Raw genomic sequence first — 24,008 nt, 5'->3', positions numbered from 1 at the left:
ACCTTCTTTTCAGGTCGTACCTAAACCTATGCTACATACTGTTTTTTAACCACTTTATTAATAGTTCTTACTGGTCGGATAAGCCCTGACCTGGCGATAAAATCAACATTTACCAATACCGGTGAAGGCCTTCTGCCAGCGGCGGGGTTAGTGCAAGACCCCGGTCAGCGTCAACACGGCGATAATGACCACCAGACACCAGCTGCTGCGCCGGGCAAGCACCAAGGCACTGGCTACCGACTCTTGGGTGGCGCCGGCTTCAAACTCACCCGCCTGTTGACCTACCCCGATTAAAAACAGCCGCGGGGGCTGGGTGATCGCCATCAAATTTTTAACCCAGGCCGCTGCAGCGCGGCTAAAGTGCCCCACCAGCAAATAAGTTAAGCCCACCAGCCGCGTCCCGCCAATATCGGCGATGCGCATAAATTCAGCAGGCACGCTGCGTCGGTTATCGCCAGGCACATGCTGACTCAGCCATCTTGCGCTGCAATAAATCAGCAGGCCCGGGATCCCTAACACTGCGGTCACCAGGATAATGGCGGTGTAATAGCGATAGTTCACCCACAACAATGCCCCGGGCAAATCATTCTGACTGGCCACCTGGTAACAATCCTGGTGCATCCCATCCAGATAGCGGCCAGCGGCTTCTTCGTCACGGCGTTCCAGCGCCGCCTTAAAACGACGAACATTGCGTTTTACCCGAACACTGCCCAGGGCCAGAATCAGTAACACCGTTTGGACAATCCAGGTTAAGAATGCACTGTCGGCCACAAATAACACGCCGCTGACAATCACCACCGGTAATATCATCACTGCTGCGCGCAGCCAGTGAACGCTGGCCGGACCGGTAATTACCCGCCCCAGCCCGGTGGCCATCAGATTTAAGTAAAAGTCGATAAATCCGGCCCGGGGGCGGATGAAGTAACGGTCAATAGCCAGTGCCAGCAGTAAACTTATTAGCATAATAGTGGGTCCGGTTGGTTTAGCTTATTGTGTTGTTGTTGAGTGTTACAGTATCAGGGGCTGAGCCAGCTTGTCGCGGTTCAGCCGGTTCAGCCGGTTCAGAAAAAAGGGCATGACGGTAACCGCCCCAGTCAAATGCAGGTCCGGGGTCGGTTTTACGCCCCGGGGCTATATCATTATGGCCGACAATACGCCCACAGGTAATTAATGGAAAGGCATGTACCAAGGTCCGGCTTAATGTCAGTAAACTGGCATATTGTGCCTGAGTATAGGGCGTATAGTCGGTGCCTTCCATTTCTATGCCAATGGCAAAATCGTTGCAACGGCTACGCCCCTGAAAGGTTGATAAGCCGGCGTGCCAGGCCCGGTGGGTGAAAGGCACAAATTGCTCAATACGCCCATCACGGTAGATCACACAATGGGCCGACACCTTCAGGCCGGCAAGCTGGGTATAAAAAGCATGCTCATCCGGATTCAGGGTACCGGTAAACAGTTGCTCTATACCCTTTGTGTTAAACTCACCCGGTGGCAGCGAAATATTATGAATCACCAGCAGCGACACCGGCACATCGGCAGGTCGCTCGTCATAAAACGGCGAAGACTTTTGAATTGCCTGGGAATAATATTTCACAATAACAGTTCCTGATTATGTGTCAGACCAATCAAATTTTGACACCCTACAGGACAAGGTACAAGTACTGTGCCCCACAGACTACTATTAATGTATTGCCGGCAGACAATACAGAGCGGCATAGCAAGGAAAATAATGAGCAGTGAAAAATCGATGGGTAAGTGGATGTATGTGCTGGCATGGGTTTGCGGGCTGGGGTTGCTGACGTTAATCTTTACCGATGTGATTGACGGACAGCGCAACCCGAACCGGTCACCCGAGTCTATGCGCATTAATGGTCAGACTGAGGTCAGGCTTAAACAAAACCGCCAGGGTCATTATGTAACCAGCGGCACCATTAATGGTGAGCCGGTGGTCTTTCTGGTGGATACCGGCGCCACCGATGTCGCCATTCCGGCCAGCATGCAGCAAAAGCTGGGCCTGACCGCCGGGCGCACTGCCCAGGCCCAGACCGCCAATGGCACGGTACGGGTAGCACGAACCACCATCGATACCCTGACCATTGGTGACATTACCCTGCATAATGTTAACGCGAATCTGAATCCGGGGCTTGGCGAAGGCCAGATTTTGCTGGGGATGAGTGTTTTGCGTCAGTTAGAGTTTACTCAGCGTCAGGATTGGTTAATATTGCGCACCCTGTAATTTTACTCATTGTGTTTGGGAGCCTTTACGCCCTATGTCTTATGTTTCAACCGACGATATTATTGCTCAGGTAAGCACCGCCTTAATGGAAGACCTGGGGGGTAGCCTGACCCCGGCCAACGACATTACCGCGAACCTGATCCCGGCCGCACAACAGGCCACCGCCACCATTATTACCCGTGAACACGCAGTAGTGTGCGGCAAACAATGGGTGGAGCAGGCATTTGCCCTGGTGGATGCCACCCTTACCCTGGACTGGCATGTCAGCGATGGCGACACGGTTACCCCGGACACGGTGCTGGTCAGCATCAGCGGCAGTGCCCGCAGTATTTTAACCGCCGAGCGTACCGCCCTGAATTTTTTGCAGACCTTATCGGGTACCGCCACGGTAACCGCCTATTACACCAGTTTACTGGCAGGCTCAAAAACCCGCATACTGGATACCCGCAAGACCTTGCCGGGTCTGCGTATGGCCCAGAAATACGCAGTAAAATGCGGCGGTGGCACCAATCATCGCATTGGGTTATTCGATGCATACCTGATTAAGGAAAACCACATATTTGCCTGTGGCTCTATTGATAAGGCCGTGGCCACCGCCAAAGCCAGCCATCCGCAAAAAATGGTTGAGGTTGAGGTTGAAAATCAGCACGAGCTACAGCAAGCCCTTGATGCCGGGGCAGATATTATCATGCTGGATAATTTTACCAACGAACAGATCGAAAGCGCAGTAGCACTGAATCAGGGAAAAAGTAAACTGGAGGTGTCTGGGAATGTAACTGATGAAAGGTTGCGATCGCTGGCAAAAATAGGGGTTGACTTCATCTCTTCCGGCGCGTTGACTAAGCATGTTCAAGCTATTGATTTGTCGTTAAGGGTCACCATTAAATAACATTAACCAGCTGTTTTTGTTGAAAATTTGGCGTTTTTTAAACTTTTGTCTAAAAGCGCCTCCCGCCTCCTGTTACTCCGGCAGAACCTACACATAAGTATACTTTCGAATACTTGTCAACACGACGATCCCCCCTATACTTGGCTTCAAGTACCGGGGGCGTTACAAGGAACAAACCAGGTATAAACGTAACTTTGATTAGTTAACTAACGTAACTAGCAACTTTTTAAATTAGCGTCCTATACGCACCCGGAGAACTACCATGAAACAATTTAAACCAGCAAACAAACAAGACGGTTTCACCTTAATCGAACTGATGATCGTTGTGGCGATTATCGGTATTCTGGCCGCGGTAGCCCTGCCGGCTTATTCAAACTATACCGAAAAAGCGCGCTTCACCGAGATTGTCAATGCGACAGCCGGTGTTAAATCTGCTGTTGAAGTATGTGCCCAGACGTTGGATGGGATTGACAATTGTACGGGCGGAACTAATGGTAGTAATGGTATTGCAAAAGATGTAACTGCTGCGAAGGGTGTTGTAGGGATAAAAGTAGCAGCAGGTAAGATTACGGCCACAGAGCCAACTGATGGAAAAATTGCAGGTGTTACGAAAGCAACCTATGAACTAGCTCCTACTTATGAAAACGGCCGTGTAACTTGGAAAGCAACGTGCGCTCCAGCTACTTTGTGCTAAAACAAGAGTATTGATTTTAATAAGCCCAGCCCTCGCTGGGCTTTTTACTTGACGAGAACAACACCATGGCAAAAGCAGCAGCGGTATTTGAATGGCAGGGTAAGGATCGGCAGGGCGGTAAGCGTAAAGGCGAGATTTCCGCAATAAATATCGCTGAAGCCAAAAACCTTCTACGTCGACAGGGCATCTCGGCCAACAAGGTTAAAAAACAGCAAAAGTCGTTATTTGGTGGTGGTAAAAAGATAGACGCCGGTGATATTTCGGTAGTCACCCGCCAAATCGCCACCATGTTAGGCGCGGGCGTTACCCTGCTTCAGTCAATCCAGATGATTGCCCAGGGTCATGGCAAACCCGATATGCGCAAAATGCTTACCGCCATTGCTGATGATGTCAGTGCCGGTACCCCCCTTTCTAATGCCTTGCGCAAATACCCCCTGTATTTTGATGATTTATACTGCGATCTGATTCATACCGGTGAACAGTCCGGTGCACTCGAACTGATATTTGACCGGCTGGCGACCTACAAAGAAAAAGCCGAAGCACTGAAAAGCAAAATCAAGAAAGCCATGTTTTACCCAGCGGCGGTATTGATTGTGGCGTTTATAGTGACCACCGTCTTGCTGATTTTTGTAGTACCCCAGTTTGAAGAAATTTTCTCCAGCTTTGGCGCCGAACTGCCGGCCTTTACTCAGTTTGTGCTGGCCATTTCACGAGGCATGCAGGACTACGGGATCTTTATTGGCATGGCGGTGGCCGCGGCTATCTTTTTGTTTATCCGCGCCCATCGTAAATCAAAAAAGCTGCGCGATAACGTGGATAAACTGACCCTGAAAATTCCGGTTATTGGCGAGATTTTGAAAAAAGGCGCCATTGCCCGCTTTACCCGTACTCTGGCCACCACCTTTTCTGCCGGTGTGCCGCTGATAGGCGCGCTGGACTCAGCGGCTGGTGCCTCGGGCAATGCAGTGTATCGCGATGCCATCCTGTTTATTAAAAAAGAAGTCGCCGGTGGTATGCAGATGAACACCGCCATGCGCGCCACCAATGTATTTCCGGATATGGTGAATCAGATGGTGGCCATTGGTGAAGAGTCAGGCGCGGTAGATGAAATGCTCAGCAAGGTGGCGACCATTTATGAAGCCGAGGTGGACGATATGGTTGACGGCCTTACCAGCCTGCTGGAGCCCATGATTATGGCGGTGCTGGGGGTGGTGATTGGCGGGCTTATCGTAGCGATGTACTTGCCAATCTTCCAGATGGGTAATGTGGTTTGATTTACTTAAGCATTTTTACATGTTTCATCAAAATAAAAGCTAGGTAAAAACTAAATAAAAACCGGCCGCTCGGGCCGGTGAAATCTATTTTCTTTGCCGTTGTAGTTTTTTTTAGAATGTTTATCCGTCAGCACAGACGCTAAAACCCGGCTCAGGCAAAATCTTTCAGGCTAAACCAGCGCGACAAGGTAATTTTGGTGGTCCGGGCTGAAGATAATAGTATTGCCGGTTGCCAATTGACAGTAGTCAGAGCCAAATATCAGGATTTGTACCCTTAGCCTGGCTCTGGCACACTTTTGTTTCTTACCAGTTGAAAACGAAAATTTTATTTATGTACGCCATTATTGAGCTTTGCCAGACCAGCCCGGTGTTTTTTTTAAGCCTTGTATTTGTCGTCAGTTTACTGGTGGGCAGCTTTTTAAATGTGGTGGTATACCGCCTGCCCATAATGATGGAACGCGAATTTAAAGCCGATTATCAGGCTTATTATGAAACGGATGCCATGGTACTGGCCCCGAAGCTGGCGATAATGCACCCACCGGCGCGCCCGGGCCTGATAGCAGCGCGACCTCATCCGCGGGCTTTGACTCTCCCTCACCACACGAAACCGCCGTTTTTAATCTGGTTAAACCCGATAGTACCTGCCCTGCCTGCGGGCACAAAATCCGGGCATGGGAAAATATTCCGGTAATAAGCTATTTGTTTTTAAAAGGCCGTTGCGCCCAATGTAAAACCAGAATCTCTGTCCGTTATCCGCTGGTAGAGCTGAGCACCGCCTTATTGTGTACCTGGGTGGCCTGGCATTTTGGCCCCAACAGCCAGGGCGTGATTGCGATTCTGGCCTGTTGGTTACTGGTGCCAATGGTACTAATTGATTTGGACAAAATGCTGCTGCCCGACCAGTTAACCCTGGCCCTGTTATGGGTAGGGTTGCTGGCCAGTACCCAGCAGGTGTTTGTGGATGCCCCTACCGCCATTATTGGTGCGGCGATGGGTTACTTTTGTTTGTGGGCGGTGTACTGGCTGTTCAAATTGTTTACCGGTAAGGAAGGCATGGGATATGGCGACTTTAAGTTGCTGGCTGCGCTGGGGGCTCTGGTAGGCTGGCAAGGGTTGCCGGTGATTGTTATTTTGTCCTCCCTGGTGGGCGCGATGGTGGGGATTGGGTTAATGCTGAAGCGCGGTCAGAATTCAAATCTGGCCATCCCCTTTGGCCCCTATCTGGCGGTTGCCGGGTTGCTGACTCTGCTGTATAAACAGCCTATCATTGATACGTACCTGCAGTGGATTTTGTAATGCGTTGGTTTTGTTGTTATCCACAGCAGTGGTCATCATGAGTTTTGTGGTGGGCCTGACCGGGGGAATCGGCAGTGGCAAAAGTGCCGCGACCCGGGAGTTTGAAAAATTAGGGATCACGGTTATAGATGCGGATGTGGTCGCCCGTCAGGTGGTTGAGCCAGGCACCGCGGCGCTGGCCCGAATTGCTGAGTATTTTGGTGACGCAATGCTCAACACCCATGGCGAGCTTAATCGCACTGCCCTCAGAAAGGCGGTATTTGATAACGAGCAGCATAAAAACTGGCTGAATGCGTTGCTGCACCCGGCCATCCGACGTCTGATGCAGCAACAAATTGAACAGGCACCCGGCCCTTATTGCATTTTGGCGGTGCCGCTGTTAATTGAAAACAACCTGACCGGGATGTGCCAGCGGGTGCTGGTCATCGATTGTCCCGAATCCCTGCAGCTGGCCCGAGCGGTTAAACGTGATGGCAGTGATGAGCAAGTTATCAAAAATATTATGAAATCTCAGGCCAGTCGCGAGCAACGCCGTGAAGCGGCGGACGATATTATTGATAACAGTGGTGAAATAGATGCCCTTGCTCCTCAGGTTACCCGCCTCCACCAGCAGTATCTGAGCCTGTCAGCGCCGTCATAACGCCATTTTACTTGAAATTTTTGTATTTTTACGTTTTAGTGCTTAAAAGAAGTGATAACGAGGAAATACATGTCTGACACCGTTTACGAATTTCCACTCAAAGAGAAAGTGCGAAATTACCTGCGCATTGAACAGCTGATTGCGCAACTGAAAAGCGGCGCGTCAGCTCCTTCTTCCCAGTTGCAGATGTATTTTTTTGACCAGCTGTTTACCCTGCTCGATTTATTTGAGCGCATCGATATTCGTACCGACATCATTAAGGATCTTGATGCCCACGAAAAAAATCTGATGTATTGGTCGCAGCATCCTAATATTGACAGCGGCGCCTTAGAACAAACCATGAACTCCATTGTGGCGTTGCGTGACAAGCTGAAAACCTGCAAAAAATTTGGTACTGAATTAAAAGACGACAAGTTTCTGGCCAGTATCCGCCAGCGTTTTGCCATTCCCGGCGGCGCGTGCAGCTTTGATTTACCCAACTTGCACTTCTGGCTGGCCCAGCCCGACGACCAGCGCACCGCCAGCATGAACAACTGGCTTGCCACGCTAAGCAGTGTCGATAAAGCCATCAGTATCTGCCTGTCGTTTTTACGGGAACGCGGCCAATTTCGCCCTATTACCGCCACCAACGGCTTTTATCAGGGGGTCGCGGAGGACAAGAATGAACTTATCCGGGTTCGTTGTTCCACAGAGGGCGGCTATTATCCGAATTTAAGCGGCAATAAATACCGCTACGCCCTGCGCTTTATGTGGTTTGAACCCACCGCCGGGGCCAATGTGTCGGTGGAAGATGATGTCAGCTTTTCCGTCGCGGCCTGTTAAACCCAGTTGTTATTGTTCGATAGAGCCATTTGTAAAGAGAGATTATGTTCGTTAAATGTCCTATTTGTGCCAAAGAAGTTGAATGGTCGGCCACCGCCAGCCCGTTTCGGCCCTTTTGCTCCAAAAAATGCCAGCTTATTGATTTAGGCGAATGGGCCAGCGAAGAGCGCACCATTGCTGCGGCCAAACAAACTCCCGAAGCCAGCCCCGACGCTGTCGATATTGAAGAGATTGAGGCGATGCTGAGTCAGCAACCCGATGACTTTTTCAAACATTAAGGAACTGCCCTCATGCTGAATTCTGTTGCACTGGTCGGTGCCACCCATGGCAACGAAACCAGTGGCATCCAGCTTGTCAAAAACTGGCGTCACAGCGGTATTCCTGCACAATATACCAGTACCCTGACGCTATCACTGCACCTGGCCAATGAAGCTGCGCTGCAGGCGAATGTGCGCTTTATTGAAGAGGATTTAAATCGACAGTTCAGTGCCGCTGCATTGCAGGAACAAGGCAGTGCTCAGGAGGCCATTCTGGCCCGGCAGCTAAATGCCACGCTGGGGCCCAAAGGTGACTCGGCCACGGATCTGGTTATTGATATTCACAATACCACCAGTGCCATGGGCGCAACCCTGATTATTCTGGAAGCCAGTGAGTTTTACATTCAGCTGGCCAGGTTTGTAAAACAGCACATGCCCGAGGCCAACATTTTGCTTGAAGATGAAAAACCCTTCAGCGATCACCGTTATCTGTGTACCACAGGCAAACGGGGCGTGATGCTGGAAATCGGCGGCCAGCCCCAGGGTGTGCTTAGGCAGGAGGTATATCAGCTTACCGAGGCCCTGACCCATACGGTACTGGATTTTTGTCTGGCCTATCAACAGGGGCAAACCAGCAACCTGCCACCCTGTGAGGGGTTTCGGTTAGGCCATGAAGTGCAGTTTCCATTGTCCGCGGCAGGTGAACGTGAAGCGATGGTGCATTATCAGTTACAGGATGCCGATTTTACGCCCTTGCTAGCCGGTCAGCCGGTATTCAAATGCTTTGATGGCAGTGAAATTGTGTGGGAAGGCGAATCGCCTACCTATCCGCATTTTATTAACGAAGCCGCCTATGCCAAACAACATGTGGCCTTCGCTACCGCCAGTCTGGTGACGCTTTAATAGCTGAAATGCTGCATTGGTAACCGGCAACCACCACCGACAGGCATTCGTCCTGTTAACCGGCCAGTCAGGCAAACCTTTGCCTGATAGGCTGATAAAATAAGCGCTGCGGCTTTAAAATAAGCGCTGCGAGCACTAAAAAGCACGCTAAGAAGCCTGAGTCATTTACAAGCGCCGCCCTGACGACATAAAAAAACCAGCCCTCAGGCTGGTTTTTTGGTTTATGCTTATGGGTTCAATCCCACATCATCACGCCGGTAGTGCTTTTGCAGTGCTTCAATAATAGCCTGGTTGGCGGCCGGAAACTCCTGCGGGTCCAGCAAATCTACACTGACCCACCGGCCTTGCTGCTGCTCACGGCCATAGGGTTCACCTTCAAAGCCGGTTACCACCTGCACCTCCAGACAAACCCGTTTGTCGCCATAATCATGTTCGATGGTCATCAGCGGCTGCGTCTGAATAACAGCAATACCGACTTCTTCGTAAAGCTCGCGGCGCAGTGCGGCCAAGACGGTTTCGTCATTTTCCACTTTACCACCGGGAAACTCCCACTTACCGCCCTGATGCTTGTCATCGGCACGCAGCGTTACAAAGGTTTGGTTGTGGCGAAGGATAATGCCTACCGCCACCAGTACCTGTTTCATCAGCTCAATTTACCGTGACACTGTTTGTACTTTTTCCCCGAGCCACATGGGCACGGGTCATTTCGACCCACTTTCGGGCCTTCACGCAAGGTGCTTTGCACCCGGCTGCCGCCCTGTGCGGGGGCTTGCCCCTGCACTTGCGCCTGAGCCTGCGCGGGTTCCGGTTTTGGCGTGGTTTTCTCATGCTCAAAGTTTTTCGGAACATCGTCTGCCTGACGACGCTGTTCTTCTACTTTTTCCACATCTGACTCTTCTTTCACCTGAACCCGGCTAAGAATGGTAATGACTTCCAGCTTCAGCGCTTCAAGCATCTGCGAGAAAAGCTCAAACGACTCACGTTTGTATTCCTGCTTAGGGTTCTTCTGTGCATAGCCACGCAAGTGAATGCCCTGACGAAGATGGTCCATGGCCGCCAAATGCTCTTTCCAGTGACTGTCCAGATTTTGCAGCATCACTGCTTTTTCAAACTGACGCAGGACCTGCTCGCCCACCATTTCTTCTTTGGCTTTGTAAGCCGCCTCGACTTCATCGAGAATGCGCTCACGCAGCTTTTCTTCGTACAGTTTTTCGTCACTGTCGAGCCATTCCTGCAGCGGCATATCTACCGAGAAGTCGGCTTTCAGACGTTCCTGCAATCCTGCTACGTCCCACATTTCTTCTAACGACTGCGGCGGAATATATTCATCAATCACACCCGCGACCACATCTTTACGAATCGCCTGAATGGTTTCGCTGATATCGCCTTCATCCAGCAGTTCGTTGCGTTGCTCGTAGATAACCTTACGCTGATCATTGGCCACATCATCGTATTCCAGCAATTGCTTACGAATATCGAAGTTACGGCCTTCAACTTTGCGCTGCGCATTTTCGATGGCGCGGGATACCCAGGGATGCTCAATGGCCTCACCTTTTTCCATGCCCAGACGTTTCATCATGCCGGCCATTTTTTCCGAAGCAAAAATACGCATCAGCGCATCATCCAGCGACAGATAAAAACGACTTGAACCAGCATCGCCCTGACGACCTGAACGGCCCCGTAGCTGGTTATCGATACGCCGTGACTCATGGCGTTCGGTACCAATAATATGCAAGCCACCGGATTCCAGGACCGCATCATGGCGTGTTTGCCACTCACTCTTAATTTTTTCAATTTGAGCGTCGGTGGGATTCTCCAGTTTTTCCACCTCACTTTGCCAGCTTCCGCCCAGTACAATATCGGTTCCCCGACCGGCCATGTTGGTGGCGATGGTGACCGCACCCGGACGACCCGCTTCAGAGATGATATCGGCTTCATGCTCGTGGAACTTGGCGTTTAATACCTTGTGCTTGATGCCTTCTTTTTTCAGCACCCGGGACAACAGCTCGGAGTTTTCGATAGAAATGGTACCGACCAATGACGGCTGGCCGCGCTTTACGCACTCTCTGATATCCGCCACAATTGCATCGTACTTTTCTTCGGCGGTCATGTAGATAAGATCCGCCATATCCTTACGAATCATCGGCTTGTTGGTGGGGATAACCACAGTTTCCAGGCTATAGATATGATTGAATTCGAAGGCTTCGGTATCAGCAGTACCGGTCATGCCCGACAACTTGTTATACAGCCGGAAATAATTCTGGAAGGTAATGGAAGCCAGCGTCTGGTTTTCGTTCTGGATCTTAACCCCTTCTTTGGCTTCTACCGCCTGGTGCAAGCCTTCTGACCAGCGACGGCCTTCCATGGTACGCCCGGTGTGCTCATCAACAATAACGATTTGATCATCTTTTACCAGATAATCGACATCTTTTTGGAACAATTTGTGGGCACGTAGCGCGGCGTTGATATGATGCAATAACGAAATATTACCAGCATCAAACAGACTTTCATTTTCAGGCAAAATGCCATTGCGGTGCAGAATTTGTTCTACATGCAACTGACCATTTTCAGTCAGATGGATTTGCTTGGCTTTTTCATCCACGGTGTAGTCGCCATCACCATGAGCACCCTCTTCATCTTCTTTGTCCTGCTTTACCAGCTCCGGGATAATGGTATTGATGCTGCGATACAGGGCCGAGCTGTCTTCAGCAGCGCCGGAGATAATTAGCGGGGTCCGGGCTTCATCAATCAAAATGGAGTCAACTTCATCCACCACCGCAAAGTTCAGCTCTCGCTGAACCCGATCCTGCGGGCTGAACGCCATGTTGTCTCGCAGGTAATCAAACCCAAACTCATTGTTGGTTCCATAGGTAATATCTGACTCGTAGGCTTCGCGCTTCATCTGCGGTGGCATACCAGGAATATTACAGCCCACGGTCATCCCCAGATAGGCAAACAATTCCCGGGCCCAGTCGGCATCCCGTTTGGCCAGATAATCGTTGACGGTAACCACATGCACACCTTTACCGGATAACGCATTGAGGTAGGTGGGCAAGGTCGCGGTCAGGGTTTTACCTTCACCGGTGCGCATTTCGGCAATCTGCCCATTGTGCAGCACCTGACCACCGAGCATCTGTACATCAAAATGCCGCATGCCGTACACGCGCTTACTGGCTTCACGCACGGTGGCAAATGCTTCAATCAGCAAGTCGTCCAGCGTACTGCCCTCAGCCAGCCGTTTTTTGAATTCGTCGGTTTTGGCTTTCAGTTCTTCGTCAGAAAGCGCTTCAAATTCCTTTTCCAGACCGTTGATGGCATCGACAGATTTTTTTAGCTTTTTTATAAGTCGGTCATTACGGCTACCGAACACTTTTCTCAGGACGCTTGAAAACATTACGTTGCAATTTCCACTACTGATAAGGCAGCCTGTCACGGGCCTGCACCTTGGGTTTAGAAAAATGACATCGCGCTGTGGCTGGCACCGCGCAACTCACCCTAATTTTTGATTGTCTGTATTGGTGTAGTTTTCGCACCGAACAGTGATTTTTCTTATCAATTGCGGGTAAAGGGAAGAGGATCGACAGGCTGGCCGTGTCTTATTACTTCATAATGCACATGGGCGCCGGTGGAACGACCGGTGTTACCCATGATCGCGATGGCCTGACCTTTGGTGACCACCTCGCCTACAGCAACCTCGATAGACTGATTATGCCCATAGCGGGTGATGTACCCATCTTTGTGCTCAATCTCAACCAGGTTGCCATAGCCATAGCGTTCTGCGGCCCAGGTTACAATGCCGGCAGCAGTCGCTACCACGTTATCGCCTTCGGCACCGGCAAAATCCAAACCTTTGTGCATCGCAGGCTTGCCATTAAATGGATCTGTGCGCATTCCGTAATAAGAAGACAACCATCCCGCCTCTACAGGCCTTCCCGACAATTGGCTTTGTTGTTGGATATGGTGCCCGGAAACTAAACTTTCAAGCATCGCAATTTGACGCGATTTGTTTTCCAGTGAGGCTTCCATGACATGCAGCTGTTTTAGCAGCGGCTCGTTATCCAGTGTTGTTGATGTTGCCGGTAATGTGAAGGCATCAAGATCCTGTGCCTTCATTCCCAGTTGTTCTGCAATTTGTTGGCCCCGGCCGTCCAGTTGCGACATTTTGCTATTAAGCCGGGCCAGTTGTTCAATTAAAACCTGTAATTGTGCTTCGGTACTCAGCTTCAGAGCCTCAAGCTCTTCCTGATCGGCGGTGTGGGCCTGCTGCGCGAGCGCAATACGGGCCAGATCTTCATTCACCGACTCGGTAGAACGGCTGGATACCAGCATAAACAAAGACGACAAAACCGTCAGGCTCACCAGCGTACGTACGCTGAATGTGCGCTGATAGCGAAGTGTTTTGCCGGTCAGGTTTATGGTCAGTTTCATTTCACAACTCTTAGAAAAATCGAGCAATAGTGTACCGCTGTTCGCGGCGATGAACAAATAGGATTAACAATTCTAACTATAGCAGCTTTGCTTTATGACAAAGGTATAAAAATCAGCGGATAAGGCATGGTGCCAGATACAAAAAAACCGCCAGATAGGATGGCGGTTTTTTTATGCATCGCGTTAACGACTAGGCCAGTACAGGTTCGGCGTAACGAATCGGTACTTCTTCCTGATTGTCGTAGGTAACAAATTCCCACGCATCAGCATTGGCCAGTACTTCATTGAGCAGCTTGTTATTGAGTCCGTGGCCAGTTTTATAGGCACGTAGTTCACCCACAATACTGTGACCACCTAAATACAAGTCACCAACGGCATCCAGAATTTTATGCTTTAAGAACTCATCATCGTAACGCAGGCCTTCAGGGTTCAGAATTCTGAACTCATCCAATGCTACGGCGTTTTCCATGCTGGCACCTAACGCCAGGTTATTGGCATTCATGTACTCAACATCACGCATAAACCCAAAGGTACGGGCACGACTGATCTCGCTCACATAACTGCAGCTGTCAAAGTCCATAACCATTTTCTGGCGCGTTTGGCTGATCACCGGATGGTCAAAATCGATTTCAAAATCGACCCGGAAACCATCATGTGGCAGCAACTCGGCCCATTTGTCACCGTCTTCTACACGAACCGGCTTTTTAATGCGTAAAAAGCGTTTTGGTGCATTTAGCTCCTCGATACCAGCAGACTGCAGCAGGAAAATAAACGGACTTGCGCTACCGTCCATGATGGGCAGCTCGTTGCTGTCTACTTCGACAATAATATTGTCGATTCCCAGCCCTGCCAGTGCCGATGCCAAATGCTCAACAGTATGAATGCTCACACCGTCTTCATTATTAACACACGTACACAACACGGTGTTACCTACAGCATTTGCACGCGCAGGAATATCCACAAACGGTTCCAGGTCAATCCGCCGGAACACAATTCCTGTGTTCGCAGGCGCAGGCCGGAGAGTCATAGTGACCTTTTCCCCTTTGTGTAAACCAATGCCGGTCTCTTGTACCGGATGTTTGATTGTACGTTGTTTAATCATGATATGCTTTTACCTATTCAAAAAGCGGTCGCGTATTATACAGGCACAAATTGCCCGTTGTCAAAAATCGAAACTTTTAACCTTAGCGCTGATGCCGGTATTAAGCAGCATCAGCCACGCGCCCAATTCCTAAAGCCTGAAAATATCAGTCCGCCTGCTTGCGCAGGAACGCTGGTATATCCAGGTACTCCAGATCATTGTTAGGCTGTACATCATCATCAGCTTTAAGCGCTTGGTTGCCATCGGTGCCACCCACATTGGCGCGGCTTTCCCCCGTTGAAGGCGTATTACCGCCAAACTCACGAGCAGAAGATGACAGGCGCGATCCTTCAGAACTCACCAGGGAAATGTCTGGTTTTTTCTCTGCGCCAATACCTGTTGCGACCACGGTTACCCGTAATTCGTCGGTCATTTCCATATCGATAACGGTACCCACGACTACCGTGGCGTTTTCGCTGGCAAATGCCTTAACCGCATTACCGACGGTCTCAAACTCATCAATTGCAAAATCAGGGCCAGCTGTAATATTCACCAGAATACCGCGGGCGCCAGACAGGTCGATATCTTCCAGCAGCGGGCTGGCAATAGCAGACTCCGCGGCCTCTTCAGCGCGATCCGGACCACTGGCAGCACCAGAGCCCATCATGGCTTTGCCCATCTCCGACATAACTGTACGTACGTCGGCGAAATCCACGTTAATCAGGCCTGGGCGGGTGATCAGCTCCGCAATGCCTTGCACCGCACCACGTAGCACGTCGTTGGCGGCACTAAAGGCTTGTAGCAACGGCGTGCCCGGCCCCATCACTTTTAACAGTTTTTCGTTTGGAATGGTGATCAGTGAATCAACATTGTTGGCCAGTTCAATAATGCCCTGTTCAGCAAAGGTTGTGCGTTTTTTACCTTCGAATGGGAAAGGTTTAGTCACTACCGCTACCGTAAGAATTCCCATTTCACGGGCAATTTTGGCCACTTCCGGGGCTGCGCCGGTACCGGTACCGCCACCCATTCCTGCGGTGATGAATACCATATCCGCGCCGTCCAGCGACTGACGAATGGTTTCACGATCTTCTTGTGCGGCATCACGACCCACATTTGGATCGGCGCCTGCACCCAGGCCTTTGGTCACACTGGAACCAATTTGCAAGGTGACATCTGCACTGGAACTGCGCAGCACCTGAGCATCGGTGTTAATTGCAATAAACTCAACGCCTTCAATACACTGAGACACCATGTGCTCAACTGCATTGTTACCGCCGCCACCGACTCCGATGACTTTGATTACGGCTTCTTCGCCGTGACTATCCATTAATTCAAACATACTTACTCTCCGGTTGTACGTCTTCAACACTACGCCAGAACATTGTCAGCAGGTTATGCGCTTCCTTGACAACCTTCATGTACCGGCGATAGCGCCCCCAAAATAAAAAAATTTAAAATTCGCCTTTGAACCAGCTTTGCACCCGGTTAATAAAACTTTCTACCGGTTTATGCTTACTGATTTTCTTATTCTCTGATTGCATCTTGCCATATTGCAGAAGTCCTACAACCGTGGCAAAACCAGCATCATCAGTATATTCCGACAAACCTTTGATATTGATCGGTTTGCCAACACGCACAGGCATCTGAAATAACTCTTCAGCAAATTCGACAGCCCCTTCCATTTTGGCGGTACCGCCGGTCAGGACTAACCCTGCTGCAATTTGTTCTTCCAGGCCACTGGCACGAATTTCATCGTGCACTAACTCAAATAGTTCCTGATACCGAGGCTCGATCACCTCAGCCAGAGTATGCCGTGACATCGCCCGGGCAGGCCGCCCGCCAACGCTCGGCACCTCTATATTGTCTTCCATGCTCACCATGTCTTTCAGTGCGCACGCATAATTCACTTTTATCTCTTCAGCATTGCTGATCGGTGTGCGAAAAATCTTGGCGATATCACTGGTAATCTGATTACCCGCTACCGGGATCACCGCCGTATGGCGAATGGCACCATCGGTGTAAATGACGATGTCCATGGTCCCGCCGCCAATATCCACCACACATACGCCCAGCTCTTTTTCATCATCTGTCAGTACCGCATAGCTTGATGCCAGCGCCGAGAAAATCAGCTGGTCTGCATTTAATTCGCAGCGCTCAATGCACTTTGTCAGATTTTTCGCCATATCATCGGCGCAGGTAATAATGTGCGCATCGGCTTCCATTCTGACCCCCGACATGCCGATGGGGTTTTTGATGCCTTCCTGGACATCAATGGTATATTCCTGCGGTAACACATGCAGCAGCCGGCGCTCGGCCGCAATCGGTACTGAGCGCGCCGCATGAATTACGTTATCCACATCTTCCTGGGTGACTTCCTGGTTGTTGATGGGCACCATGCCATTTTCGTTCTGACACTTAACATGGCGACCTGAGATCGACATAAATACCGACGAGACCCGGCAATCTGCCATCAATTCCATCTCGTTAACCGCATTTTGTACTGACTTCACCACCAGGTTTAAGTCGTTCACCCCGCCTTTGTCCATGCCTTTTGCTGCATGGGTTCCAACTCCAACAATACTGATCTGACTGTCGTTCAGCACTTCGCCAACCACGGCTTTCACCTGGCTGGTTCCAATATCCAGGCCGACGATCAAATTGCGCTCAGCGGGTTTTGACATAGTAATTTAAACTCTCTCACTAACTGCGTTTGTTATCGTCAATTCGCCAGCCCACAGCAAATCCTGTGTCGTAGCGCAAATCAACGTACCGTACCGGTTTTTCTTGTTTGGTTAATAGCGGGTATACATCGATAAACCGCTGTAGTCTGTCAATAAATTCCTGCCGACCTAAATTGAGCTCTACCCCGTTTTTAAGCTGCATCTGCCAGGCAAACCGTTCGCTTAGCGACAATTCCGCAATCGCCATCGATGAGGTTGCCAGCAACGACTTCATGGCGTTGTACCCTTCCAGCGCGGTCTTTTCACTACCGCCTGGACCATACAGCCGCGGTAAGGTCAACTCGCCGGCGCTGGCTTCAAATGTGTCGCCATACGGATTGAGCAGCATATCCTCATTCCACTGCGCCACCGGCTGTTGCTCCACCAGATAAATTTTCAGGGTATTCGGCCATTGTTTGCGCACCGACGCCCGATATACCCAGGGCTGTGCTTCAACCAGTCGGAACACCTCATTCACATCCAGCTCAAAAAAACTGCCGGGCTGACTTTTTCGAATCAGCCGTTCCAGCCGGGTCAGGCTCACATGGTCAAAATCACCCGAAAACTCAATAACCTGTACCGGCATCCGCTGTTCGTCTTTGAGCCAGTCTCGCACGGCAAATGCGGCATATAACAAACTGCCAAGCACACACAGCAGAAAGGTCAGGCCGCTAATAAAGCGTATTTGCTTACGAGATAACAGCTGCATGTGCCGATGGTTTTCCCTGTTAACTTGCGGGCATACTGGTGGTCAAAATAGCCACTGATAATGCATCAAAATCGATGCCCGCTGCTGCTGCCGCTTTCGGCACCAGGCTTTTTTCGGTCATGCCAGGCACGGTGTTTGACTCAAGCAAAAAGAAGGTTCCGGTTGCTTCATCACGCATCACATCCACCCTTCCCCAGCCGCTGCCAGATAACGCGTGGAAGGCTCTGGTCGATAATTCGGCCAGCCTGACTTCTTCTTCTGCGGCCAGTCCGCTGGGACAAAAATACTCGGTGGTATTGTCCTGGTACTTAGCCGCATAGTCGTAAAATGTATGGGGGGTGGACATCCGGATAGACGGTAGTGCTTTGCCATTGAGCAAGGCTACGGTGTATTCCTGTCCATCAATGAACTGCTCTAGTAACACCTGATCATCGTAATGAAAAGCATCTTGTACGGCAGTTTCGAGTTGTTTAGCGCACGTCACTTTGGCCATGCCGATGCTCGAACCTTCACGAGCGGGCTTAACCATGACTTTGTTCCCCAATTTTTTCATTATAGCGCTGCATGATCCAGCTTCAAAGCTTGTTTTATCAGCAATTTGGTATTTCGCAGTGGGCAGACCCAGGCTTTCCCAAATTTGCTTACTGTGAATCTTGTCCATGGCTAATGCTGAGCCCAGCACACCACTGCCGGAATAGGCTATTTTAAGCTGTTGCAAAGCCCCTTGCATCGAGCCATCTTCACCGCCCCGGCCATGCAGCATGATAACCGCGCGGTCTATATTTTCATCAATTAAATCAGTTATTTGCCTCTCGCTAGGATCGAAGGCAATAGTCTCAATTCCACACCGTTGCAAGGCATTCAGCACCGCCGTTCCTGATCGCAGGGACACTTCACGCTCGGCAGAGTCGCCACCAAGCAGCACAGCCACGCGGCCGAAATCAGATGCCTGATATTGTTTTTCCATTACTATTTCTCATCCAAAAAATTTTTTGGCTCGCATTCTTTTTCAGCAAGTTTTGCAGCAATTTGCCCGATATTACCTGCTCCCTGAGTCATTATGACATCATCGCCGTGCAGAAGGTTCGCCAGCAATCCTTGTAAATTTTCCTTATCACCAACATACACCGGCTCGAGTTGGCCGCGCATGCGAATTGACCGACACAAGGATTTACTGTCCGCTCCTTCAATGGGCTGTTCACTGGCGGCATAGACATCCAGAATCAGCAGCACATCTACCTTGGATAATACTTCGACAAAATCTTCATACAGGTCCCGGGTTCGGCTAAACCGATGCGGCTGATACACCATGACCAGCCGGCGCTCAGGCCAGTTAGCCCGCGCCGCAGCAATGGTGGCGGCTACTTCAGTGGGGTGATGACCATAGTCATCCACCAGCGTAATCTCGCCGACACTGGTTGCATAGTTGCCCAGCACCTCAAAGCGTCGTCCTATACCTCTGAATCCGGCCAGGGCCCGCACGATGGCATCATCTTCCACGCCTTCGTCCGTGGCCACTGCAATGGCGGCCAGGGCATTTAGCACATTGTGATGCCCGGTTAGATTCAGGGTTACCGTTAAATCACTGTGTCCGCGCCGGCTGACGGTAAAGTGTGCCTGGCCAAAGCCCAGCTTAATATCCCGGGCCACAAAATCATTATCCTCGGCGATGCCATAGGTAAGAATACTGCGCCCTACCCGGTCACGAATGGCCTGAATATTTTCATCGTCGCCACACATAATCGCCTGACCATAAAATGGCAGGTTGTGCAGAAAATCCACGTAGGTGTCTTTCATGCGACCAAAATCACCGTCATAGGTATCCATGTGATCAGGTTCAATATTGGTCACTACCGACACCATCGGCTGCAGATGCAAAAATGAGGCATCGCTTTCATCGGCTTCGGCAATCAGATACCGGCTACGCCCCAGACGAGCATTGGTGCCGGCGCTATTGAGTAAGCCCCCGATGACAAACGTAGGATCCCGCTCGCCCTCAGCAAAAATAGTGGCAATCAGACTGGTGGTGGTGGTTTTGCCATGGGTGCCGGCCACCGCAATGCCATGCCGGAAGCGCATTAATTCGGCCAGCATCTCGGCGCGGCGAATAATCGGAATTCGATGCTGGCGTGCGTATATGACTTCCGGATTTTGTTCGTTGATGGCACTGGAAACCACCACTACATCTGCATTTTTTACATTTTCCGCGGCATGCCCAATGCACACCGTGGCACCGCGCGCGCTCAAGCGTTGGGTCATGGTACCGGTTTGCTGATCTGAGCCGGCAATTTTATAGCCTTCATTGAGCAACACTTCAGCAATACCACCCATTCCCGCACCGCCAATGCCGATAAAAAAAATGGTTTCAACTTTCCGCATTTGCGGACTTTGGAACGGCGTTTCAAACACCATCAGCCGTCTCTCCTGTCAGTGCTATACACTGGTTAATTACATTGTCTGTGGCATCTAATTGTGCCTGCTGGCGGGCATTTTTACCCATGGCTACACAGCGCCCAGGATCAGCCAGCCAGCGTTCAATTACCCCAGGTAACTGCGCTGCTAAATTTTGTTGCGGAATCAATACCGCCGCCTCATTGTTTACCAACGCCTGGGCATTTTTGGTCTGATGATCGTCCACCGCATGTGGCAGGGGCACAAAGACCGCCGTGAGCCCTGCCGCGGCGACTTCAGATACCGTCAGCGCCCCCGCCCGACAAATGATGACATCGGCCCAGGCATAGGCTTCATGCATTTGTTCGATAAACTCACTTACCTGCCATTCACAATGGGCGCCGGCATAGGCCTGCTCTAAAGCTTGCGCCTGATTCTTTCCACTTTGATGCCAAACGGATAAACCCGGATAGCGCCCGGCAATATCCGGGATCGCCGCATTCAGTGGCGCCGATCCTAAACTGCCCCCCACAATCAGAACGCGCAGGGGTGTGTGAGTACTGACTTTTGGTTGAAGCGAGGCAATCTCCTGTCGAATTGGGTTGCCGACGGTAACACACCGGTTGGCTACCTGGCCAAACTGGTTTTGGGCGGCACTAAAGCCCAACAGAATTTTTTTGGCCAACCGGCCTAACAGCTTGTTGGTCATCCCTATCGCTGCATTTTGCTCATGAATCATCAGCGGAATACGCAAACTGTAAGCAGCGGCGCCGCCAGGCCCGCTGGCATAACCGCCAAAGCCTACGACCAGGTCAGGCTTCAGCCGTTGCAATAACCGCCGAGCGTGCCACAGGCTTTTCCCTAATGCCAGCAGCCCCTGCAGCCGTACTTTAAGGCCTTTACCCCGTAAGCCTGTTACCGGTAAAAAATGAATGTCGAACTGATTGGCGGGGACCACCCGCGCTTCCATTCGCTCGGCGGTACCCAGCCACTGCACATCCCAGCCGCGTTCACGCAAGGCAATCGCTACCGCCAGGGCGGGAAACACATGGCCGCCGGTACCGCCGGCCATGATCACACAGCGTTTAGGCGTTGGCATCGTCAGCCTCCTGCTTAACATCACTGACCATTTTACGTACCTGTTGCCGGGCGACCGGTTTTTTAAGCTTGCGGGGGTTGTCACCCCGATTTAGCGCCTGCACCCCATCAACCCGCAACTCAAAATCGATACGCAATAGCAGGGCAATTGACACCATCATCACAATTAAACTGGTGCCGCCATAACTGATCAGTGGCAGGGTCAGCCCCTTGGTAGGTAAAATCCCGACACTGGCGCCGATATTCACCGCAGTTTGAAAGCTGAACCAGATACCGATGGCATAAGCCAGATAACCTTCAAAGGGGCGTTCGTGGGACAGCGCCCGATTGCCGATTTTAAGGGTGCGGATCACCAGAAAGAAAATCAGCCCCAGGACGGTGAGCACACCCACAAAGCCCAGCTCTTCGGCCAGAATTGCCATGATAAAATCTGAATGCGCCTGGGTAAGAAATTCCAGCTTTTGATAACTGTTGCCCAGGCCCTGGCCGAACCAGCTGCCCCGACCATACGCCATCAACGACTGAGTTAACTGATACCCGCTGCCAAACGGATCAGCCCAGGGATCCAGAAACGAGGTGACCCGGCGCATCCGGTATTCTTCAAACACAATTAGCGAAACCACCGCAGCCAGACCTACAAACACCACGCCAAAGAACTGCCACAGCGGCGCACCGGCTAAAAATAACAGCCCCATGGTGGTAGTAAGCATTACCACCGCGGTACCAAAGTCCGGCTGCAACAACAGCATGGTAGCCAGCACAAACAACACCGCCAGAGGTTTGATAAAGCCTTTGATGTTCTCCGTCACCTCTTCGTATCGGCGCACCAGATAACCGGCCAGGTATGTAAAAAAGAACAGTTTTGCCGGCTCTGCCGGTTGCAAGGTCAAGGGCCCTATTACAATCCAGCGGGTACTGCCATTAATGCTGCGCCCCACCACCAATACTGCCACCAGCAATACGATGGCAAGAATCAACAGATACGGATTTGTGACCCGCCAGAAGCGCATGGGTACCGTCAGCACACCGGCGGCGGCCACCAAAGCCGCCACCAGATAAATCATATGCCGCGAAGAAAAGTAAAACGGGTTCGCGTATTCGCGCTCAGCCACCGGCATGGAAGCAGAGGTGACGACCACTAATCCGATGGTCATCAGCGCCAGACTCACCAACACCAGCGACAGATCATAGGCACGCTGCTGCCCGACCTGGCCATGCCGGGCATTGAATAATTCAGTAAGCCTGGTCGTGGCAGCGGCTAGCATGAGAATCCTTTTTCAATGGCATCGACAAACACTTGAGCGCGGTGCTCGTAGTTATTGAACATATCCAGGCTCGCGCAGGCGGGTGACAACAGCACCGTGTCTCCTGGCGCTGCCAGCTTGTGGGCCTGCGCGACTGCCTCGGCCATAGAGCGGGTATGCATCGCCCCCGGCTTCAGCCTGGCCAGCAACTCGCCGTCACGTCCCAGCGTCACCAGCTCATCAATATATTGTTCAAAATAGGGTTTAAGACAGCTCAGGTCGGCGCCTTTCGCATCGCCGCCAGCAATCAGAATTAACTTGCCGGTGCGCCCTGCACCCAGCCCCTCAATCGCCGCCATGGTGGCGCCGGCGTTGGTCGCTTTTGAATCATCAATCCAGGTAATACCGTCTTTAGCCGATACCGGTACGCAGCGATGCGCCACCGCCTCAAACTGGTAAACCGCTGGGGCAGCCTGTTCCGGGGTTACCCCCAATAGCATCGCCAGTCCCAGCGCCGCCTGAATATTCAGAATATTGTGGGCTCCTACCAGCCGGACCTGCGCCAGGTCAACCACCGGTTGACCCTGCCAGGTGATCCAGTTATTGCTGACTCCAAAATCTTCGGTGGCAGACTGCTGGCCAAACTCGACCACCTCGACCATTATCGGCAAGGGATAGGTCAGCTGCTGGTCACGCCAGCACAGCGCGGTCTGGGCATGGCTGTAAATACGCTGTTTTGCCTCACTGTAGGCCGCCAGTGTTTTGTGCCGGTCCAGATGATCATCACTGATATTTAAAATGGTGGCCCCGGCCAATGCCAGCGACCGCGTGGTTTCAAGCTGAAAGCTGGAAAGCTCAAGCACCACGGCCTCAGGTGCCAGGGCCAGGGTATCCAGCGCCGGCAAGCCAACATTGCCTGCCGCCACGGCATTAATGCCAAAAGCGTTTAAAATATGGGTGGTGAGTAAGGTCACCGTGGTTTTACCATTAGAGCCGGTGATGCCCAGCACCGGCGCCTGATTGAAGCGGGCGAACAGTTCAATCTCGCCGATGATTTCCACGCCCTGGCCCGCCGCTATTTGCAGCTGGGGATGATTCAGCGCCAGACCGGGGCTTACCACCACCATATCGACATCATTCCAAAACCCGGCGGGCGGCTCGCCCAGTACCAGCGGGATCTGCAGCCCTTCTGGCAATGCTTGATCGGTCCGGGTATCCCAGACGCTTAGCTGCACCGGCTGACGGGTCAGAAAACGCAGGCAGGCCTGGCCGCTGAGCCCAAGCCCGGCCACGACTATCCGTTTTGCGTTTAACTGATCACTCATT

22 protein-coding genes and 1 pseudogene are annotated in these 24,008 nt (G+C 51.4%); 9 read left to right on the top strand and 14 right to left on the bottom strand.

Translation table 11 applies throughout. The features are described 5' to 3' along the window. Positions 1–147: 147 nt before the first annotated feature. Both ampE and ampD read right to left on the bottom strand, forming a co-directional pair. Complete coding sequence (gene ampE, locus IT774_RS03650) at positions 148–963, bottom strand: regulatory signaling modulator protein AmpE (RefSeq protein ID WP_195811382.1); 816 nt, start codon at positions 961–963, stop codon at positions 148–150. Between the two features lie 19 nt (positions 964–982). Next, complete coding sequence (ampD, locus tag IT774_RS03645) at positions 983–1,594, bottom strand: 1,6-anhydro-N-acetylmuramyl-L-alanine amidase AmpD (RefSeq protein ID WP_195811381.1); 612 nt, start codon at positions 1,592–1,594, stop codon at positions 983–985. Positions 1,595–1,729: 135 nt separating this feature from the next. On the opposite strand from ampD, the gene IT774_RS03640 reads away from it, so the two are divergent. The 9 genes and pseudogenes from IT774_RS03640 (at position 1,730) to IT774_RS03600 (ending at position 9,011) form a co-directional block, all read left to right on the top strand. Continuing rightward, complete coding sequence (locus IT774_RS03640; RefSeq protein WP_195811380.1) at positions 1,730–2,236, top strand: retropepsin-like aspartic protease family protein; 507 nt, start codon at positions 1,730–1,732, stop codon at positions 2,234–2,236. Positions 2,237–2,270: 34 nt separating this feature from the next. Then, positions 2,271–3,125 carry a carboxylating nicotinate-nucleotide diphosphorylase gene (gene nadC / locus IT774_RS03635; protein ID WP_195811379.1) on the top strand — a complete coding sequence of 285 codons (855 nt, stop codon included), beginning with the start codon at positions 2,271–2,273 and terminating at the stop codon, positions 3,123–3,125. Between the two features lie 262 nt (positions 3,126–3,387). Continuing rightward, positions 3,388–3,819, top strand: coding sequence for a pilin (locus IT774_RS03630; protein ID WP_195811378.1), 432 nt, complete (start codon positions 3,388–3,390; stop codon positions 3,817–3,819). Positions 3,820–3,884: 65 nt separating this feature from the next. After that, positions 3,885–5,093: a type II secretion system F family protein gene (locus IT774_RS03625; RefSeq protein WP_195811377.1), complete on the top strand. Its 1,209-nt coding sequence runs from the start codon at positions 3,885–3,887 to the stop codon at positions 5,091–5,093. Positions 5,094–5,424: 331 nt separating this feature from the next. After that, positions 5,425–6,389 (top strand): annotated as a pseudogene (locus tag IT774_RS03620) (prepilin peptidase). 37 nt (positions 6,390–6,426) lie between these two features. Then, positions 6,427–7,029 (top strand): dephospho-CoA kinase, encoded by a 603-nt coding sequence (coaE, locus tag IT774_RS03615; protein WP_195812198.1) that lies wholly within the window; start codon positions 6,427–6,429, stop codon positions 7,027–7,029. Positions 7,030–7,098: 69 nt separating this feature from the next. Next, positions 7,099–7,851 carry a cell division protein ZapD gene (zapD, locus tag IT774_RS03610; protein WP_195811376.1) on the top strand — a complete coding sequence of 251 codons (753 nt, stop codon included), beginning with the start codon at positions 7,099–7,101 and terminating at the stop codon, positions 7,849–7,851. Between the two features lie 44 nt (positions 7,852–7,895). Continuing rightward, positions 7,896–8,129 (top strand): DNA gyrase inhibitor YacG, encoded by a 234-nt coding sequence (gene yacG / locus IT774_RS03605; protein WP_195811375.1) that lies wholly within the window; start codon positions 7,896–7,898, stop codon positions 8,127–8,129. A gap of 12 nt (positions 8,130–8,141) precedes the next feature. Beyond that, positions 8,142–9,011, top strand: coding sequence for an aspartoacylase (locus IT774_RS03600; RefSeq protein ID WP_195811374.1), 870 nt, complete (start codon positions 8,142–8,144; stop codon positions 9,009–9,011). Between the two features lie 227 nt (positions 9,012–9,238). Here IT774_RS03600 and mutT read toward each other — a convergent pair whose 3' ends face one another. The 12 genes from mutT to murD form a co-directional block, all read right to left on the bottom strand. After that, complete coding sequence (gene mutT / locus IT774_RS03595) at positions 9,239–9,655, bottom strand: 8-oxo-dGTP diphosphatase MutT (RefSeq protein WP_195811373.1); 417 nt, start codon at positions 9,653–9,655, stop codon at positions 9,239–9,241. Further along, positions 9,655–12,405: a preprotein translocase subunit SecA gene (secA, locus tag IT774_RS03590; RefSeq protein ID WP_195811372.1), complete on the bottom strand. Its 2,751-nt coding sequence runs from the start codon at positions 12,403–12,405 to the stop codon at positions 9,655–9,657. The genes mutT and secA overlap by 1 nt, the downstream gene beginning before the upstream one ends. A gap of 158 nt (positions 12,406–12,563) precedes the next feature. Further along, a complete protein-coding gene (locus IT774_RS03585; RefSeq protein WP_195811371.1) occupies positions 12,564–13,439 on the bottom strand; it encodes a M23 family metallopeptidase in 876 nt (291 codons plus the stop codon). Positions 13,440–13,629: 190 nt separating this feature from the next. Then, entirely contained in the window at positions 13,630–14,541 is a 912-nt protein-coding gene (gene lpxC, locus IT774_RS03580; RefSeq protein WP_195811370.1) for a UDP-3-O-acyl-N-acetylglucosamine deacetylase, read from the bottom strand. A 145-nt stretch (positions 14,542–14,686) separates the two neighbouring features. Further along, on the bottom strand, positions 14,687–15,859 hold the full coding sequence (gene ftsZ, locus IT774_RS03575; protein ID WP_195811369.1) for a cell division protein FtsZ: 1,173 nt from the start codon (positions 15,857–15,859) through the stop codon (positions 14,687–14,689). A 112-nt stretch (positions 15,860–15,971) separates the two neighbouring features. Beyond that, positions 15,972–17,201 (bottom strand): cell division protein FtsA, encoded by a 1,230-nt coding sequence (ftsA, locus tag IT774_RS03570; RefSeq protein WP_195811368.1) that lies wholly within the window; start codon positions 17,199–17,201, stop codon positions 15,972–15,974. Positions 17,202–17,220: 19 nt separating this feature from the next. Continuing rightward, positions 17,221–17,949: a cell division protein FtsQ/DivIB gene (locus tag IT774_RS03565; RefSeq protein WP_195811367.1), complete on the bottom strand. Its 729-nt coding sequence runs from the start codon at positions 17,947–17,949 to the stop codon at positions 17,221–17,223. 19 nt (positions 17,950–17,968) lie between these two features. Next, the gene (locus tag IT774_RS03560; RefSeq protein WP_195811366.1) at positions 17,969–18,916 is read right to left on the bottom strand and encodes a D-alanine--D-alanine ligase; all 948 of its coding nucleotides are present in this window, start codon (positions 18,914–18,916) and stop codon (positions 17,969–17,971) included. A gap of 2 nt (positions 18,917–18,918) precedes the next feature. Then, positions 18,919–20,361: a UDP-N-acetylmuramate--L-alanine ligase gene (gene murC / locus IT774_RS03555; protein ID WP_195811365.1), complete on the bottom strand. Its 1,443-nt coding sequence runs from the start codon at positions 20,359–20,361 to the stop codon at positions 18,919–18,921. Beyond that, positions 20,351–21,439: an undecaprenyldiphospho-muramoylpentapeptide beta-N-acetylglucosaminyltransferase gene (murG, locus tag IT774_RS03550; RefSeq protein ID WP_195811364.1), complete on the bottom strand. Its 1,089-nt coding sequence runs from the start codon at positions 21,437–21,439 to the stop codon at positions 20,351–20,353. Before murG ends, murC begins: the two co-directional genes overlap by 11 nt. Further along, a complete protein-coding gene (ftsW, locus tag IT774_RS03545; protein WP_195811363.1) occupies positions 21,426–22,703 on the bottom strand; it encodes a cell division protein FtsW in 1,278 nt (425 codons plus the stop codon). Before ftsW ends, murG begins: the two co-directional genes overlap by 14 nt. After that, on the bottom strand, positions 22,697–24,007 hold the full coding sequence (murD, locus tag IT774_RS03540; RefSeq protein ID WP_195811362.1) for a UDP-N-acetylmuramoyl-L-alanine--D-glutamate ligase: 1,311 nt from the start codon (positions 24,005–24,007) through the stop codon (positions 22,697–22,699). The genes ftsW and murD overlap by 7 nt, the downstream gene beginning before the upstream one ends. Between the last annotated feature and the right edge of the window lies 1 nt (position 24,008).

The sequence above is a fragment of the Salinimonas marina genome, from assembly GCF_015644725.1.
In the GTDB taxonomy this organism is placed as follows: domain Bacteria; phylum Pseudomonadota; class Gammaproteobacteria; order Enterobacterales; family Alteromonadaceae; genus Alteromonas.
Note: the sequence above shows the minus strand (reverse complement) of the source record. Positions and strands in the feature narration are given on the sequence as shown.